Source organism: Spirosoma aerophilum, assembly GCF_054782495.1.
In genome coordinates this window covers 585,064-600,292 of the sequence record NZ_BAAGSJ010000004.1, presented here as the reverse complement: position 1 = coordinate 600,292, position 15,229 = coordinate 585,064, and the positions used below count along the sequence as shown (strand labels likewise).

Sequence of the window (15,229 nt, the reverse complement as noted above, 5' to 3'; positions counted from 1 at the left end):
TTACGATACGAAATATACTGGCTTATTCCATGTTTTGGGTAAATAGTGGCCTTCTACTATATTTTTGTGGCACGTTTTTTATCTTCCTCTTAAGTGATAAAGTACTGTCAAGTAAAGCTAAACCTGACATCTTTCAACAGTACTGGGATACAAATCTTATTTTTTATATCTTATTTTGCCTGCTTGCCTCAATTGGTATCTGGCTGAGCAAGTACGACCAGGTAAATGTATTATAACCTTATGTTTTTCAGTTAGTTAAATTACCATTCGCTCAATTGTTAATTAGGTAGGTTGACATTCATGAGTAAAGTCTGGAACTTTACTCAATTCCGCTTTCTGTTTATAGCGACCATGTCGATGGATTCCGGGTTTGTAATTGCCATTGGTACGGCTGTGTTGTTGATAATGGCTGTGTTCATTATCATCTTCGTCGCCTATTACCAGCAGAAACAGGCAAAACAACAACTGGCCTACAAGGAATTGCAGGCTCAGCATCGGCGTGACCTTATGGCGGCCACCTTCCGAGGGCAGGAAGAAGAACGAAAGCGGCTGGCTGAAGATATGCACGATGGTATCGGAACGATGCTGTCGGTGACCAAGATGAGTCTCAATCAACTGGAGCGGCAGGTTGGGGGCGACATGCAGACGAGTTTCCTGTTTCAGAAAACCCGCTCCATGATCGATGAGACCATGACCAATGTCCGGCGAATCAGCCGGAACCTGGTGCCTACAACCCTCGAACGGTTTGGCCTGCTGGCCGCCCTGGAAGAGCTCGCCGACCGTGCTACCGATGATGATATTGAAGTCGAATTGATTTATCCCGAATCGGTAGTTCCATTTTCGCCTGCGCTGGAATTGATGCTCTACCGCATTGCGCAGGAATTGGTCGACAATGCTATTCGGCACGCTCGCGCCAAACGAATCACCATCCAGGTGTACAGTGTTGAACACGAGGCCCGCTTGTCGGTGATTGATGATGGCGTCGGCTTTGATTTCGACAGGGTAACGGAGAACAAACAGGGTGGCCTGGGTTTGCGAAATATTGAAAGCCGGTTGAGTGTCGTCAATGGACATGTAACATTCGATGTGGCGCCCGGGCGGGGATCGCAGATTCATATACAGGTTCAATTGCTCGACGCGCAACCTGTTGATTTATTGAGTTAATTTGTTTGCTGAATGGTTGCTTCCTCCGACTAATGCAGTATCGATTCTTAACTCCTTCCTCTCGATGAGAAAAATTAAACTAGCCCTCTGCGATGACCACACCCTTTTCCGGGTGGGTATGTCTACCATACTCGGTCAGATTCACGATTTTGAACTGGTTTTGGAAGCTGGAAACGGGCAGGAACTCATTGATAAAATAGCCCGGAAATTGCCCGACGTGGTCCTGCTCGACCTGCAGATGCCCGTTATGGATGGCACCGCCACCGCCGATTACCTGCGCGAGAATTACCCACTCATTAAAATTGTGGTGCTGACCATGCACGACGAAGATCGCATGGTGCTGCACCTGCTCGAAAAAGGCGTGAGTGGGTATCTCCTGAAAGATGCCGAAGCGGGTGAGGTCGAAAAGGCCGTTCGAAAAGTGATGGACGAAGGCGTTTACCTCAACGAGTTCGTATCGAAGGCAATGCTTCGCAAAATGACGAACAAAACGAACGTTGCCAAGCCAATCAATGCCTTCTATAACAGCAAGATTCTGCTTTCCGAACGCGAAAAAGAAGTGCTCATGCTCATCTGCGAAGGGCTTTCAACCCTGGAAATCAGCGAAAAAATATTCCTCAGCCCGCGTACCGTCGAAGGTCACCGCTTGCGCATCCTCGAAAAAACCGGCACCAAAAACACGGCAGGTATGGTCGCCTACGCGTTCAAAAACAGCCTTGTTTAGTTAATCCTAAACAAGGCTGTTTCCGCTTAAAACAGGTCGTTATCTGTGGTAAGCTATTGGTTGTTCGTTGGTTTACTAAAACTGAAGTTGGCTATTTCCTGTCACCTACAGGCTCCCCGTCTTTCCGCCATCTACCGGTAGATTGATGCCATTAATCGAAGCGGCTACGGGCGTGCACAGGAAAGCGATAGCAGCCCCCACTTCTTCGGCCGTAACGAAGCGGCCGGTCGGAATTTCTGACTCCATCTGGCGGGCCGTTTCGTCCTCTGTTTGTCCCGATGACTTCGACCGCATGGCCAATACCGACTCCAGACGGGCGGTTTTGGTGTAACCCGGCAGCACGTTGTTTACCGTGATACCAAATTGAGCAATCTCCAAGGACAGCGTCTTGGCCCACTGGGCAACGGCTCCGCGAATGGTGTTCGACACGCCAAGCCCCACAATAGGCTGCTTCACTGAAGTCGAGATGACATTCACGATCCGTCCATAACCAGCCTGTTTCATAGCCGGGAAAACGGCTTGCACCAAGGCCTGGTTGTTGAGCAGATGATTATGAAATGTCTGGACAAATTCATTTGCTTTTGCGTCAATCAACGGCCCACCAGCGGGGCCGCCGGTATTATTGACCAGAATATGCAACTCCGGGAATTGGGCTAAATGCTGAGAGATAGCTTCCACAACCGCACCCGGCTGGCTGAAGTCAGCCACGAGATAGCGGTGCGTTTGTCCCTGCGTCGTATCCAGTTCAGCCAGCATGGCTTTCAGGCTTTCTTCCTTACGGGCCATCAGAATGATGTTAGCGCCCAAAAGAGCCAGTTCAATGGCGGCAGCGCGGCCAATGCCTTGGGTACTCCCGCAAACGAGGGCAGTTTTTTGTGTTAATGTAAGATTCATGCGAAAAGATGGCGTATGTTCATACCGATCATCAATACAAACCCATAGCAAAATAGGTAAAAAAACCACTGGCGTAGTTTTACGTTTACAAAGTAGTAGTTTTGATCAACTTTGTATCCAATATCAATCATTTGCATTTCAACAGACCATGTCAAAGACATTAATTATCGTGGTGGTTCTCGCCCTGATCCTGGGTATGTACGGCTGTAGCTCTTATAATGGGTTAGTACAAAGCGATACGACCGTTCAGGAAAAATGGGCGCAGGTGCAGACGCAATACCAGCGTCGTGCCGATTTAATCCCAAACCTTGTTCGGACAGTTCAGGGAGCGGCTAACTTCGAGAAGAGTACGTTGACCGCCGTTATTCAGGCACGCGCCAGTGCTACTCAGGTAAAATTCACGGCCGATCAGCTGACACCCGAGAACGTTCAGAAGTTTCAGGCGGCTCAGGATCAGGTAAGTGGTTCGTTGTCCCGATTGCTGGCCGTTGCCGAAAGCTATCCTAACCTGAAAGCAAACCAGAACTTTCTGGAGTTGCAGGCTCAGCTGGAAGGCACGGAAAACCGAATTGCCGTGTCTCGTAACGACTTCAACGGAGCCGTAAAGACATATAACCAATCGGTGCGGTCGTTTCCCAACAACATATTTGCCGGTATTTTCGGGTTCCCTGTAAAAGGCTTCTTCGAAGCTTCGCAAGCCGCTCAGAGCGCCCCAACGGTACAATTTTAAGTAGGGATTAGTGACGTGAGTCGATCAGGCGAGACAAGCAGAATTGCCTGTCTATACCGCTTGATCGACTTACGTTACTTACTTCACCCATCCTGTTATGCAATCCAATCCCTTCACTCCCGACGAGCAACAGCGTATCGTGGAAGCCATCCGGCAGGCCGAAAAGGCGACCTCGGGTGAAATCCGGGTGCATGTTGAACCACACTGTGTTCATGCCGACCCTGTTCAACGGGCTATTGAAGTGTTTGCCCAGTTGGGCATGCACCAGACGAAAGAACAGAATGGTGTGTTGTTTTACCTGGCTCATACCGACCGGAAGTTCGCGATACTGGGCGACAAAGGCATTGATGCCAAAGTACCCGACAATTTTTGGACGAGTACCAAAGATTTGCTCCGAACCCACTTTGCTGCCGGAAACTATGCCGAAGGGCTGAGTGCGGGTATCGAACGGGCCGGGCAACAACTAAAAAAGTACTTCCCTTACGCCAGCGACGACGTTAACGAACTCGCCGACGATATCTCGTTTGACTGACACTGCCGTGAACGTACCTTCCCTTTTTACTTATATTCATCAACAGTTGCGCCTTTGGCTGCTGTTTTTTCTGTTCGTCAGCCTGCCCGTTGCTACCATGCAAGCGCAGGATACCGCAACAGACAGCGGGTCATCGGCTGATGCCGCCATTCCTGCCAAACCAAGCCCACCCCGTCTGGTCAACGATTTTGTAGGTATTCTGAGCAGTTCTGAACGATCGCAGCTGGAGCAGAAGCTGCGTACTTACAATGACTCTACGTCTACCCAGATCACGATCGTTATCGTCAAAACCACTGAACCCTATCCCATTGGCGATTTTGCGTTTCAGGTAGGCCGTAAGTGGGGTGTTGGTCAGCAGGGAAAGAATAACGGTCTGGTGCTGGCTTGGGCCACGCAAACACGCAAAGTATTTATCGCGCCCGGCTATGGTCTGGAAGGAGCCATCCCCGATGCCATTGCCAAACGAATCATTACCAACACCATTGCTCCGGCTTTCAAACAGGAGCAGTATTTTCAGGGACTGGACGAAGCGACCACCGAAATTATACGGCGCGCCAGTGGCGAATATAAAGCTGACCCCAATTTAGACTCTGGTGATGACGGCGGATCGTTCATTTTTATATTGATCATTTTTATCATCATCATCTTCATCATTGTGCGCCGAAACAAGGGTGGGGGAAGCAATAACAGCCGGGGTGGCGGCTTCATGCCTGTCTTTTTCCCGACCTCTACCTACTCCGGCTGGGGTGGCTCCGGTGGTGGAGGCAGCTTTGGCGGAGGAAGCAGCGGTGGCGGCTTCGGTGGTTTTGGAGGTGGTAGTTTCGGTGGTGGTGGTGCCGGTGGCGACTACTAATGTCTAACCGTCAATCCGTTGAGTGGGTAACTGCCTGCTGAAGCGCTACCAATGGATGGGCCTAACGAGCCGTTCAACGAAAAAATGAGCAAAGGATGGATGACGACAAGTAGTTTTGTCGATTAAGTCATCCATCCTTTATGTTCTCCTTTATTGCCCGTAACGCTCTACTTTTCTTCTTTTTACCCTTTTCTGTAACTGCCCAGACCAACCCGCTTGCCCCTAATGCTGCCGCGTCGGCCTCAGTGCGGTCCGATACCGCACGAGATGACGGGCAGGATGTGCCGGTTGATCAGACCCCGGCTACGGGCCAGTCGGTCATCTTTGCGCCAGCGGTAAAGCCCAGAAGGATTCAGGCCGTTGAAATAAAGAACCGGCTCAAAATCGACGGTCGGCTGGATGAGGCTGAGTGGCAGCAAAGCCGGCTGGCCCGCCGGTTTGTGCAGGTCGATCCCCAACAGGGGCGCCCCGCTACGTATGCTACCGACGTTCGGGTACTTTACAACCGCCAGTATCTCTACATATCGGCTATCAATCATGACCCTTTGGGTCGGAAAGCCCTGCGGGTGCCTAACTTCAAGCGGGACTTCAGCAACCGGTCGCACGATTTGTTCGGCGTATCCATCGACGGCTTCAACGACCAGCGCAATGCCATGAGTTTTGCGACAAATCCGCACGGCACTCAGCGCGATCTGCTTTCTTTCGATGATTTGCTGTATGATGAAGATTGGGACGGCTATTGGAAGGTACGCACGACCCGAACCGATTCGGGCTGGGTGGCCGAAATGCAGATTCCCTGGCAAACGCTGCGGTATGCGTCTTCTGCCGATTCGGTTCAGTCGTGGGGAATCAATTTTTTCCGGAACCGCCGGTACTCCAACGAGTTGTCCGCCTGGTCGCCTTTCCCCAGGGCGTTTACATCGAGTCGGATGGCCTATGCAGGGTTGATTACGGGGCTGAAGCCGCCCCCACCTTCGCCGAATATTCGGGTTCAGCCTTATGTTTTAGTGAGTGACGACCGCTATAACGGGTCAGAGGTCGGCTATGACCAGCGCACCAAACTAAAACTGGGTGGCGATGCCAAGTGGGCAATTAATCCCAACACCGTTCTCGATCTGACCCTGAACACTGATTTTGCCCAGGCTGATGTCGATCGGCAGGTAAATAACCTCACACGTTTTTCCGTCCTTTTTCCCGAACGGCGAGCATTTTTTCTGGAGAATGCCAGTTTGTTCGGGGCTGGCCTGGCGGGTAATAAAAACACAGGCGAAGGGGGAAGTATGGTTATCCGGCCCTTTTTCAGCCGGACGATTGGCTTGGCAACGCTCCCCGATGGCACCAGTTCACCGGTGCCGATCGATGCCGGTGCCCGACTGGTATACCGGTCAATTAACCGGAACTATGGGGGCATGGTTATCCGCCAGCGGGGTATTCCGGGTAGCCCGACGACCGATTTCGCCGTTGGGCGCTATGTAGAAAATGTTGGTCAGCAAAACCGCATTGGCGCGCTCTTTACGTTGAAGAATGTGCATGGCACAGATAGCGTGGGCAGTCGGCAAAACGGTACCCTGGCACTCGACGGTTTCTTTCGGCTGAATCAGAAGTGGACGTTCAGTACCATGCTGACCGGCTCGATGAGTTCGGGGGGGCGGGATCAGGGTATTGCTGCCTACAGCCAGTTCGTTTACCGAACGAACCAGCTGGTTGGATGGTGGACGCAATCGCTCGTTACCCGGGACTTCAACCCCGAAATGGGTTTTATATCACGCGGTGATGTTATCGCTACAACGCCGGGGCTGTATATGGTCAATCGCGGGAAGTGGCTACCCAAATGGGTACGAAACTTTGAACCGGGGGCGTTTATGGAGCTTTACCACAAAGCGTCGACAGGGTATTTGCAGGAAGCACAGTATAATTTCAATCCCATCTGGCTAACGTTTCAGAATGGAGGTAACCTGGGCCTTTTCGTCAATCCGACCTTCCAGCGGCTGGATGATGGCGATTATCGCCCGCTGGGGCTGGCGATCGAGTCTGACCGATACCAGTATACCCGCTACTCCATGATGTTCGGTACGGACCCGTCGAAGAAAGTGTCGTTTCAGTTTAATGGCGAAACGGGACGGTATTACGACGGCAGCCTGACTTATGGCCGGGCTACCCTCATGCTGGCACCCGTTCCGCATGCGGCCTTTACGCTCGTTGCCGAAGCCAACGATTTCCAGAAAGTAGGTGGTTATACCGGCACCATATCACTCTATAGTGTAGAAAGCCGGATGGCGGTGAACCCGCGTTTGCAGCTGATCAGCTTTTTCCAGCGGAATACATTCAATGAGAAGAATGCCTGGAATGTTCGGCTGGCCTGGGAATTTCAGCCACTGTCCTTCCTCTACATTGTGTACAACAGTGGTACCTATGCGGGTTCCATCCGAACCTCCGACCGGCAGCGGGAGCAGCACGTTATCGGTAAGCTGTCCTATCTAAAGCAGTTCTAAACCGCACGGGCTACCCGTGCGGTTTCAAATGACCTGCTTCTCAATCAGCAGAATAAACAGGTGAATCACCTTTATATGGATCTCCTGAATGCGGTCGGCATAGCCGAAATGAGGTACCCGGACTTCAACGTCGGCCTGACCGGCGAGCTTGCCCCCGTCTTTGCCGGTGAGCAGAACCACCTTCATGCCTTTCTGGCGAGCGGCTTCCACGGCCCGAATAACATTGGCCGAATTACCACTCGTGCTTAAGCCCAACAGGACGTCGCCTTCGTTGCCTAATCCTTCAATAAAACGCGAGAAGACGTGCTCATACCCATAATCGTTGCTTACGCAGGAAAGGTGACTGACGTCTGAAATAGCAATAGCGGCCAGTGACCGGCGGTTATCGCGGTAACGGCCGGAGAGTTCTTCGGCAAAGTGCATCGCATCGCAATGGGAGCCGCCGTTGCCGCAGGAAATAATTTTACGGCCGTTTTTCAGGGCATCAGCCATGAGAATAGCCGCCTGTTCGATAGCCGAAAGATGACTTGGGTTGCTAAGGAACGTATCCAAAACAGACTGAGCTTCGGCGAGTTCCTGGCGAATAATATCAAGCATTTGGTAAGTTGTCAATGAAAAGTGGCCGGTAATCAAGCTACGGAGACGTAAACTTACTGACGACTTATGACTTTATCACGGGTAAGACTCCTAAAATACCCAGCTCCGGTAGGCGAGGTTCCAGCGGAGGGCAAAACTGGCCACCTGGTCAATGTACCGATCAGGCCGGTACTGGCTGTCCTGATAACGGTAGAGATAGCGGCCTTCCAGAAATATATTGTGCTTGATCATGTAGGAAGCCCGCATATCGGCATAGGTAACAATCCGTTGCCGTCCCTGACCAATAAAGTTGCCTTCCTCCCGGATCCGGAAGGTGTAATCTTTTAAAATGTTACCGCCATAATTAATATCGGCGGCCGGGTCGGTACCATTCATCATGACGCTGAACGTACCATTGACCGAAAAACGTTTCTGCTGATAGCGGACAATACCAATGCCTTCCATAAAATTGGCACCCAGCGGGTGAGCCATCGGCTGGCTATAATGCGCGTAATTCGTTTGTCCCGACGTAACGGTTGGGGAGGCTTCGTGCGAGTACGTATAGGGGCGGGCCAGATTTCCTTCCAGTTGCAGGTCCAGATTGGGAACGCCAAAGGCATCGATGTACTTGACGCCTAACTGAACCGCAAACTTATTGGTCCAGTCGCCCTTGCGAGCCAGGAGGGGTCTCAACCGAAATTCATCCAGCATGAACTGGGTGTAAACCAGAAAATGCGACAGGAAATTTGCCTTGAAATCAAGGCCCACAAAGGCATTGTCGCTGCTGCCCAAACTGGATTCGACGTACCGGTATAAAATAATTGGGTTCAGATAGCTCAAATCGAGCCGATCACGGCTGAATACTTCGGCTTCAAAGACGCCCAGATTCATGTGGTTGCCCAGATTTATACTGATGTGGTGCATGGCCGCAAACTTGGGCGGAATCAATTTGCTGTCCAGCACTCTGGGTGTCTGCGTGTTTTGCAGCGACGTGAACAGATTGGTATATTGAATATGACGACCAAGTTTCGTGGATAGCTTCAGAAATAAATAAGCCGGGCTATTGTCGGACAGAAGCACTGATCGAAATCCGTTACCGATGAAATTGCGATCGTGGCCAAACTGGATATTGATCACTTTAAGGGTATTGAACGTGATATACCCACGCGCCGTCAGAAAGTCGGAGCCCCGGGTCCCGAACGGCTTGACAAACCCTTCGCCCGGTGCCGTTACCTGTAATGTCCCCGCTGCATTATAGGTCTGGCCATAGGTCTCCCCATATCGTTGAATGTATTCCGGATAAATCGCCTGATTATCGGCGAAGTAGGTATAAAAGCCCAGCTTGCGCCCAATGGTGCCCCGTACTTCCAGACCCCTTGTGTTCACAAACAGCATTTGGTTGCCGGTCAGTGAAGCATTCGTTTGGCTGGACGTGTTTTCAGGGCCTCCACCAAAATAAACAACAGGGTTGATATGAAGGTCTAGATCAGGGGTCTGTAAACTATAGAAGTCCGCCTTCTTGTGGTAAAAATACTTTAGTAAAGGGCGCTTGCTATCGCCGGGTGACGCGGGCCGAACGAGGTGCTTGGTAAAGGGATCCGGTTTGAGTGAGTCATAGGGAGCGACCCACTCCCAACTGTCATCCCGTAAATAATCGAAATTAAAATAATCCGTATCTGAAAAGTCCCGGTTAGGGTGGGCCGCCACGCTATCCGTTAGCTGAATGATACTATGCCGGTTATAGGGCTTTACGGAACTGTGAAACCCCTCCGCCCATTTGTTTTGCCGAATCTCCAGCCGGTCGATGATATGGTAATAATCCGCATTGAGAGGAGCAAAGGGGCTCTGCGCCTGAACAGACAAGGAAAGCAGTAGAAAATAGAAAAGGTAAACGTTAATGCGCATGTAACTGACTGACTGGCGGTGGTATTCGGGTTGTCTATGTGACGTTTTATAGGTTACGGGCCGCTTAAATTAGCCAATTGGTTTGGATATACGCCAACCTTGCGGCTAATTTACAGTCAAAGAAGCCCCCAAACTATGTTTGTGTTTACGCAACAACCCTCCCTGGCCAACCAATATATGGCTGAACTTCGCGATGTAACAATTCAGAAGGATCGACTGCGATTCCGTCGGAATCTGGAACGGCTTGGTGAATTGATGGCGTATGAAATTTCAAAGACATTGTCTTATCAGACCCTCGACGTACAAACGCCCCTGGGCATTGCTAATACGCAAGTGCTTCGACAACAGCCCGTTTTGGCGACAATTATGCGGGCAGGGCTACCGTTTCACCAGGGATTTGCTAATTATTTTGACCAGTCTGAGAACGCCTTTGCGGGTGCTTATCGAGGCTACAGTTCAGAAGATAGCGATACCTTCGAGATAGCGATGGACTATATTGTCAGCCCTGACCTGAGTGGTAAAACGCTTATCCTTTGCGACCCTATGCTGGCGACGGGCCGTTCGCTCGAAAAAGTTTATCATGCGCTGCTGCGTTATGGCATCCCTGCTCAAACGCACATTGCCGCCATCATTGCCAGCCCCGAAGGAGTGCGGCATGTACAGCAGCAACTACCTCAATGCCACTTATGGCTCGGGGCAATTGACGACCATCTGAATGAGCACTCTTACATCGTTCCCGGTCTGGGCGATTCGGGCGACCTGGCATTTGGAGGAAAAGTGTGAAGGGATGTAGGATGTAGGAGTGAATATATCCTACATCCTACATCTTATCTCAGGTCTACGACTTCTACGCCGGGGTATTTTGATTTGTCGAAGACGAAGAACGTATCGGGCGCGTTGACATTAGGCGTAAACTTGGTGATGGTGTACGACGTCTGTTTGCCATCTTTATTAATGATCACCCAGTTTCGAACGGACTTATCCGCCTTGTCAACCGCAATCTGTACCGTTTTAATTGCGCTCTTGGGCCGGTCGGAGGTTAGCTGAATGACTTCCAGCGTGCGGCCGCCCTGCTTTTGTTCTTTCAGGAAACGATAGTCAAAACCACGCTTGTAGATCGTATAGATCTGGGTTGGATTCAGCTCGCCATTAGCACTCGCGTCGTAATCCTGCACGTTCACTTCGTTGGACTCCTTAATGTAGGTCGACATAGTCTTACCGTCGTTAAAGACTTCCTGCCCACCCAGCAATAGGCGGAATTTTTCATTTTTTACGGTCAAGTCACCTTTATACGACTCCTTCGCACCAGCACCGACGCTGGCAAATGTGAAACTCGCCTGGTATGATTTCAGTGATTTGTATTTTTTACTCATCGCATCCAGAATCTCCTGTGCCCGTTTCTCTTTCTGAGCAAAAGCAGGTAGCGTCATCAAAAACGCCATACTAAGCATCCACGCAATTTTCTTCATTATCAAAATATATTACCTGTCGATTGAGATTGACAGAATCAGACACGCTGTGCACCTGTCCTGTTTTTCTTAGACGGGAAAGTAAGAGGAAAAGTTTAATATTCGATGATCTGTCGGTAGCAGAAACCGACGAAAGAGCTATTTACTCACCTTTTAGCCGTTTCAGGATTTCTTCCAGCGATTGTAAGTCCTGTACCAGCACGTCGCGAGCCTTGCTGCCCTCAAAGGGGCCAACAATTCTGGCTGCCTCCAACTGGTCGACCAGACGGCCGGCCCGGTTGTAGCCCAGCTTTAGTTTTCGCTGAATCAAGGACGTGCTCCCCTGCTGGTGAATAACAATAAGCCGCGCGGCTTCGTCGAACATCGGGTCCCGATTGGCCATGTCCACGTCCTTATCGTCGCCCTGGCCGCCCTCGTCGCCCACAAATTCAGGGAGCGCATAGGCTTCATCGTATCCGCGCTGGTTACCTACAAATTCGCAGATGTCCTCGATCTCGTTGGTATCGACAAAAGGACACTGCAGGCGAATAATGTCGGAGTTGGACGAAAGCAGCATATCGCCCTGGCCCACCAGCTGCTCGGCACCACCGGCATCCAGAATAGTACGGGAGTCTATCTTGGATGTTACTTTGAACGACAGGCGGGCGGGAAAGTTAGCTTTGATCAGACCCGTAATAACGTTTACCGATGGCCGTTGGGTAGCCACAACCAGGTGAATACCAATGGCACGGGCCAACTGCGCCAGTCGGGCAATGGGCTGCTCGACTTCTTTGCCGGCCGTCATCATCAGGTCGGCCAGCTCGTCGATGATCAGAACGATGTAGGGTAAGAACCGATGCCCTTTTTCGGGGTTAAGCCGACGTTTTACGAACTTAGCGTTGTACTCTTTCAGGTTCCGGCACCCCGCATCTTTAAGCAGGTTATAGCGGTTATCCATCTCGATACAAAGCGAGTTGAGGGTGTTTACAACCTTCTTTGTGTCGGTAATGATGGGTTCTTCGGAGTCGGGTAATTTGGCCAGAAAGTGCCGTTCCAGCTTATTGAACAAGGTTAGCTCCACCTTTTTAGGGTCAACCAGCACAAGCTTCAGCTGCGACGGGTGCTTCTTGTAGATCAGCGATGTCAGCAACACATTCAACCCAACCGATTTACCCTGACCGGTGGCCCCCGCCATGAGTAAGTGCGGCATCTTGGCCAGATCGGCCACGTAGATTTCGTTTGAAATGGTCTTTCCCAGCACAATGGGCAGGTCAAACTTGCTGTTGTTAAAAATGTCGCTGGTAATCACGGAGCGCATCGATACCATTTCACGGTTCTTGTTCGGCACTTCAATACCGATGGTTCCCATACCCGGCATGGGCGCAATAATACGAATACCCAGTGCCGATAAACTCAAGGCAATGTCATCTTCCAGGCTCTTGATCTTAGAAATTCGGACGCCTTTGGCCGGAATAATTTCATACAACGTAACCGTTGGGCCGATAGAAGCCTGAATGGAGTCGATCTCGATGCCGAAGTTGCGCAGGGTGTTCTCGATCTTCTCTTTATTGACCGTCAGTTCATCGTCAGATACCTGCGCTTTGCGGCTGTTGGGGTAGTCGGTGAGCAGATCGTTGACCGGATACTGATACTGAGGCAGGTCGAGCGTTGGGTCGTATAAGCCGTGGGCCGCTGCCAGATCATCGTCTTCGAAAGGATCCGGTTCAAACGTTGGCGCGGGTGTGGCGCTCAGCTCTTCGGTGTTGTCAGCTACAGCGTCGCGGTTTTTAATGGTTAAGGTAACACCGGTTGTCTGCGCAATTACATCGGGCGAGGACGTTTCCGGTTTGACTTCAATTTCTGGCACCTCTACATTCGACACAAACGGACTGACAGCTTGTACATAAGCCGCTACATTTTCCGTGTCATCGGCATCGACAGGGTCCAGGTTCGCTTCTTCTTCCTCTTCAGGCTCGAATTCGCTTTCTTCATAAGTTTGCAGCGGATTGTCGGAGCGACTTTTGGCCCTCGGTGCGGCTGGCCGTGAGAAATCCGGCAGCTTGATGGACCGAACATCGAAGAAGTAGACGACGAAGAAAAAGAGTATAAAGGCGATAAATGCCAGATTTCCCCAGCCAAACAGGCTATACAGGGCAACGTTGACTTCGTAGCCAATGCCTCCGCACCAGACGCTGGCTGTTTCGGCAGAGTCGGTCACCAGCACAATATAACCCAGCATGAGGCTGCACCAGACGGCAGCAAACAGCAAGGCTTTGGTGGCCCGGCTCAAGGGTAATAACTCGCTGCCGAAAGTGAGTTTGTACCCTGACAAAAAGACAATAATGGGTAAGGCCAGTGCCCCCACGCCAAACCAGCGAAAAACAAAGACGTGCGCTACGTAGGCGCCAACAAGGCCAACCCAGTTGCGGGTTTCATTACCGTTCTCGGCCAGGGGTACTGAAAAAGCCGTGCCAACTACGCTCTGGTCAGACGCGCCATTGACTATGTAGGAGATAAAAGCGACCGCTAACCCCAGTGCCAGGCCCATCAGTAAGACCCCCCACGTAAGGGCCGACCGTTGATCGGTCAGCCAGCGATCGAGAGCGGCTCCCCAGTTGAAGGAAGGGCCCTTGGGACGACTCGATGCCGCGCCTCCATCGCGGCTTACACGCGGACGGGGTTCATTGCGTTCGGTTGGTCGTCGGAGGGTATTTTGACGGGGCGATGTGGTTGGTTGTGCCATTCGTTGGATTTGGGCGGTCGCGACAGGTAAATTTCCCACTTTTTAACGAGAAACTACGACAAGAAAAGGTGTAGAATCGCAAAAAAAGGCCCGTACGGTAGGTAATTAAATGAGCAGCGCTTTATTGATTCGTTTGGCAAGACCCGGTCCTTCGTAAATGAAACTCGTATAGACCTGTACCAGGCTGGCGCCGGCCTGAAGTTTCTCCTGCGCATCGGACGCTGTAGCGATGCCGCCCACACCAATGATCGGAAATGCTCCGCCCGACTGTTGATGCAAATACCGAATCACTTCGGTTGCCCGCTCGCGTAGTGGCCGACCGCTAACGCCACCGGCACCAATCTGAGCGACAGCCGTGGGATCGGTAGCCAGCCCGTCGCGACTGATGGTCGTATTGGTTGCAATGACGCCCGCAATGCCCGTGTCGGCAACGATGGCGATGATGTCGTCCAGCTGACCATTCGTTAAATCAGGGGCAATTTTCAGGAGAATGGGTTTCGGGGCTGGTTTCAGGCGGTTTTCCTGTTGTAAAGCCGTTAGCAGACGGGTTAGCGGTTCACGCTCCTGCAAGTCCCGCAAACCGGGCGTATTAGGCGAGCTGACATTGACCACAAAATAGTCGACGGCATCAAACAACTCGCGAAAGCTGATGAGGTAGTCGCTCAGCGCATTTTCGTTGGGTGTATCTTTATTCTTGCCAATGTTGCCGCCAACAATTACCCGCCGACCATTCCGATTTTTGGCAAAGTGTCGAAGCCGCTCAGCCGCCGGGCCTGCTCCTTTGTTATTGAAGCCCATTCGATTGATCAGCCCGCCATCGGCTTTCAGGCGGAACAGGCGAGGGCGTGGATTACCCGGCTGAGGGCGGGGCGTTACCGTGCCGATCTCCACAAAGCCGAAGCCTAAATCGCTTAGTTCGCTGATCAGCTCGGCGTTTTTGTCGAATCCGGCGGCCATGCCGATCGGATTCGGGAATGTCAGGCCGAAAACGGTGCGCGCCAGTCGATCATCCTCAACAACGTAGATTTTTCGGCAAATAGCCGACACGCCCGGAATGGAAAGGGCAATCTGCAACAAACGGGTTACGGTATGGTGGATTGTCTCGGCGTCGAAACGGAACAGAAGAGGCAGAATAATATGCTTGTACATGAGTACAAAGATAATTAGA

At 51.4% G+C, this 15,229-nt stretch carries 13 protein-coding genes; 7 read left to right on the top strand and 6 right to left on the bottom strand.

Features of this window, described 5'->3' with window-relative positions:
* The first annotated feature begins 351 nt into the window (after positions 1 to 351).
* Both ACYVK4_RS04235 and ACYVK4_RS04230 read left to right on the top strand, forming a co-directional pair.
* The gene (locus ACYVK4_RS04235; protein ID WP_461126656.1) at positions 352 to 1,164 is read left to right on the top strand and encodes a sensor histidine kinase; all 813 of its coding nucleotides are present in this window, start codon (positions 352 to 354) and stop codon (positions 1,162 to 1,164) included.
* Between the two features lie 64 nt (positions 1,165 to 1,228).
* A complete protein-coding gene (locus ACYVK4_RS04230) occupies positions 1,229 to 1,888 on the top strand; it encodes a response regulator transcription factor (protein WP_461126240.1) in 660 nt (219 codons plus the stop codon).
* A 105-nt stretch (positions 1,889 to 1,993) separates the two neighbouring features.
* On the opposite strand, the gene ACYVK4_RS04225 is transcribed toward ACYVK4_RS04230, so the two are convergent.
* Positions 1,994 to 2,782, bottom strand: coding sequence for an SDR family oxidoreductase (locus tag ACYVK4_RS04225; protein ID WP_461126239.1), 789 nt, complete (start codon positions 2,780 to 2,782; stop codon positions 1,994 to 1,996).
* Positions 2,783 to 2,930: 148 nt separating this feature from the next.
* On the opposite strand from ACYVK4_RS04225, the gene ACYVK4_RS04220 reads away from it, so the two are divergent.
* The 4 genes from ACYVK4_RS04220 (at position 2,931) to ACYVK4_RS04205 (ending at position 7,389) form a co-directional block, all read left to right on the top strand.
* A complete protein-coding gene (locus ACYVK4_RS04220) occupies positions 2,931 to 3,512 on the top strand; it encodes a LemA family protein (protein WP_461126238.1) in 582 nt (193 codons plus the stop codon).
* Positions 3,513 to 3,609: 97 nt separating this feature from the next.
* Positions 3,610 to 4,044 (top strand): TPM domain-containing protein, encoded by a 435-nt coding sequence (locus ACYVK4_RS04215; RefSeq protein WP_461126237.1) that lies wholly within the window; start codon positions 3,610 to 3,612, stop codon positions 4,042 to 4,044.
* A 97-nt stretch (positions 4,045 to 4,141) separates the two neighbouring features.
* Positions 4,142 to 4,897, top strand: a complete 756-nt coding sequence (locus tag ACYVK4_RS04210; protein WP_461126655.1) for a TPM domain-containing protein — start codon at positions 4,142 to 4,144, stop codon at positions 4,895 to 4,897.
* Positions 4,898 to 5,037: 140 nt separating this feature from the next.
* The gene (locus ACYVK4_RS04205) at positions 5,038 to 7,389 is read left to right on the top strand and encodes a carbohydrate binding family 9 domain-containing protein (RefSeq protein WP_461126236.1); all 2,352 of its coding nucleotides are present in this window, start codon (positions 5,038 to 5,040) and stop codon (positions 7,387 to 7,389) included.
* A gap of 24 nt (positions 7,390 to 7,413) precedes the next feature.
* Here the strand turns inward: ACYVK4_RS04205 and lpcA are convergent, their stop codons facing one another.
* A complete protein-coding gene (gene lpcA / locus ACYVK4_RS04200; protein WP_461126235.1) occupies positions 7,414 to 7,986 on the bottom strand; it encodes a D-sedoheptulose 7-phosphate isomerase in 573 nt (190 codons plus the stop codon).
* Positions 7,987 to 8,076: 90 nt separating this feature from the next.
* On the bottom strand, positions 8,077 to 9,870 hold the full coding sequence (locus tag ACYVK4_RS04195; RefSeq protein ID WP_461126234.1) for a hypothetical protein: 1,794 nt from the start codon (positions 9,868 to 9,870) through the stop codon (positions 8,077 to 8,079).
* Positions 9,871 to 10,005: 135 nt separating this feature from the next.
* Here ACYVK4_RS04195 and upp point away from each other — a divergent pair, with 135 nt between their 5' ends.
* Entirely contained in the window at positions 10,006 to 10,653 is a 648-nt protein-coding gene (gene upp, locus ACYVK4_RS04190) for a uracil phosphoribosyltransferase (protein WP_461126233.1), read from the top strand.
* A 44-nt stretch (positions 10,654 to 10,697) separates the two neighbouring features.
* On the opposite strand, the gene ACYVK4_RS04185 is transcribed toward upp, so the two are convergent.
* The 3 genes from ACYVK4_RS04185 to ACYVK4_RS04175 all read right to left on the bottom strand — a co-directional run bounded on the left by ACYVK4_RS04185 (position 10,698) and on the right by ACYVK4_RS04175 (position 15,210).
* Positions 10,698 to 11,339 carry a LolA family protein gene (locus ACYVK4_RS04185; protein ID WP_461126232.1) on the bottom strand — a complete coding sequence of 214 codons (642 nt, stop codon included), beginning with the start codon at positions 11,337 to 11,339 and terminating at the stop codon, positions 10,698 to 10,700.
* A gap of 142 nt (positions 11,340 to 11,481) precedes the next feature.
* Positions 11,482 to 14,061 carry an FtsK/SpoIIIE family DNA translocase gene (locus tag ACYVK4_RS04180; protein WP_461126231.1) on the bottom strand — a complete coding sequence of 860 codons (2,580 nt, stop codon included), beginning with the start codon at positions 14,059 to 14,061 and terminating at the stop codon, positions 11,482 to 11,484.
* Positions 14,062 to 14,166: 105 nt separating this feature from the next.
* A complete protein-coding gene (locus tag ACYVK4_RS04175; RefSeq protein WP_461126230.1) occupies positions 14,167 to 15,210 on the bottom strand; it encodes a quinone-dependent dihydroorotate dehydrogenase in 1,044 nt (347 codons plus the stop codon).
* Positions 15,211 to 15,229: the final 19 nt, after the last annotated feature.

Bases quoted from the DNA above. Each gene is read 5' to 3' on its own strand.
- ACYVK4_RS04230 (WP_461126240.1), top strand. From the start codon at position 1,229: ATGAGAAAAATTAAACTAGCCCTCTGCGATGACCACACCCTTTTCCGG.
- ACYVK4_RS04205 (WP_461126236.1), top strand. From the start codon at position 5,038: ATGTTCTCCTTTATTGCCCGTAACGCTCTACTTTTCTTCTTTTTACCC.
- ACYVK4_RS04235 (WP_461126656.1), top strand. From the start codon at position 352: ATGTCGATGGATTCCGGGTTTGTAATTGCCATTGGTACGGCTGTGTTG.
- ACYVK4_RS04225 (WP_461126239.1), bottom strand. From the start codon at position 2,782: ATGAATCTTACATTAACACAAAAAACTGCCCTCGTTTGCGGGAGTACC.
- ACYVK4_RS04195 (WP_461126234.1), bottom strand. From the start codon at position 9,870: ATGCGCATTAACGTTTACCTTTTCTATTTTCTACTGCTTTCCTTGTCT.
- ACYVK4_RS04210 (WP_461126655.1), top strand. From the start codon at position 4,142: ATGCAAGCGCAGGATACCGCAACAGACAGCGGGTCATCGGCTGATGCC.
- ACYVK4_RS04215 (WP_461126237.1), top strand. From the start codon at position 3,610: ATGCAATCCAATCCCTTCACTCCCGACGAGCAACAGCGTATCGTGGAA.
- lpcA (WP_461126235.1), bottom strand. From the start codon at position 7,986: ATGCTTGATATTATTCGCCAGGAACTCGCCGAAGCTCAGTCTGTTTTG.
- ACYVK4_RS04180 (WP_461126231.1), bottom strand. From the start codon at position 14,061: ATGGCACAACCAACCACATCGCCCCGTCAAAATACCCTCCGACGACCA.
- ACYVK4_RS04220 (WP_461126238.1), top strand. From the start codon at position 2,931: ATGTCAAAGACATTAATTATCGTGGTGGTTCTCGCCCTGATCCTGGGT.
- upp (WP_461126233.1), top strand. From the start codon at position 10,006: ATGTTTGTGTTTACGCAACAACCCTCCCTGGCCAACCAATATATGGCT.
- ACYVK4_RS04175 (WP_461126230.1), bottom strand. From the start codon at position 15,210: ATGTACAAGCATATTATTCTGCCTCTTCTGTTCCGTTTCGACGCCGAG.
- ACYVK4_RS04185 (WP_461126232.1), bottom strand. From the start codon at position 11,339: ATGAAGAAAATTGCGTGGATGCTTAGTATGGCGTTTTTGATGACGCTA.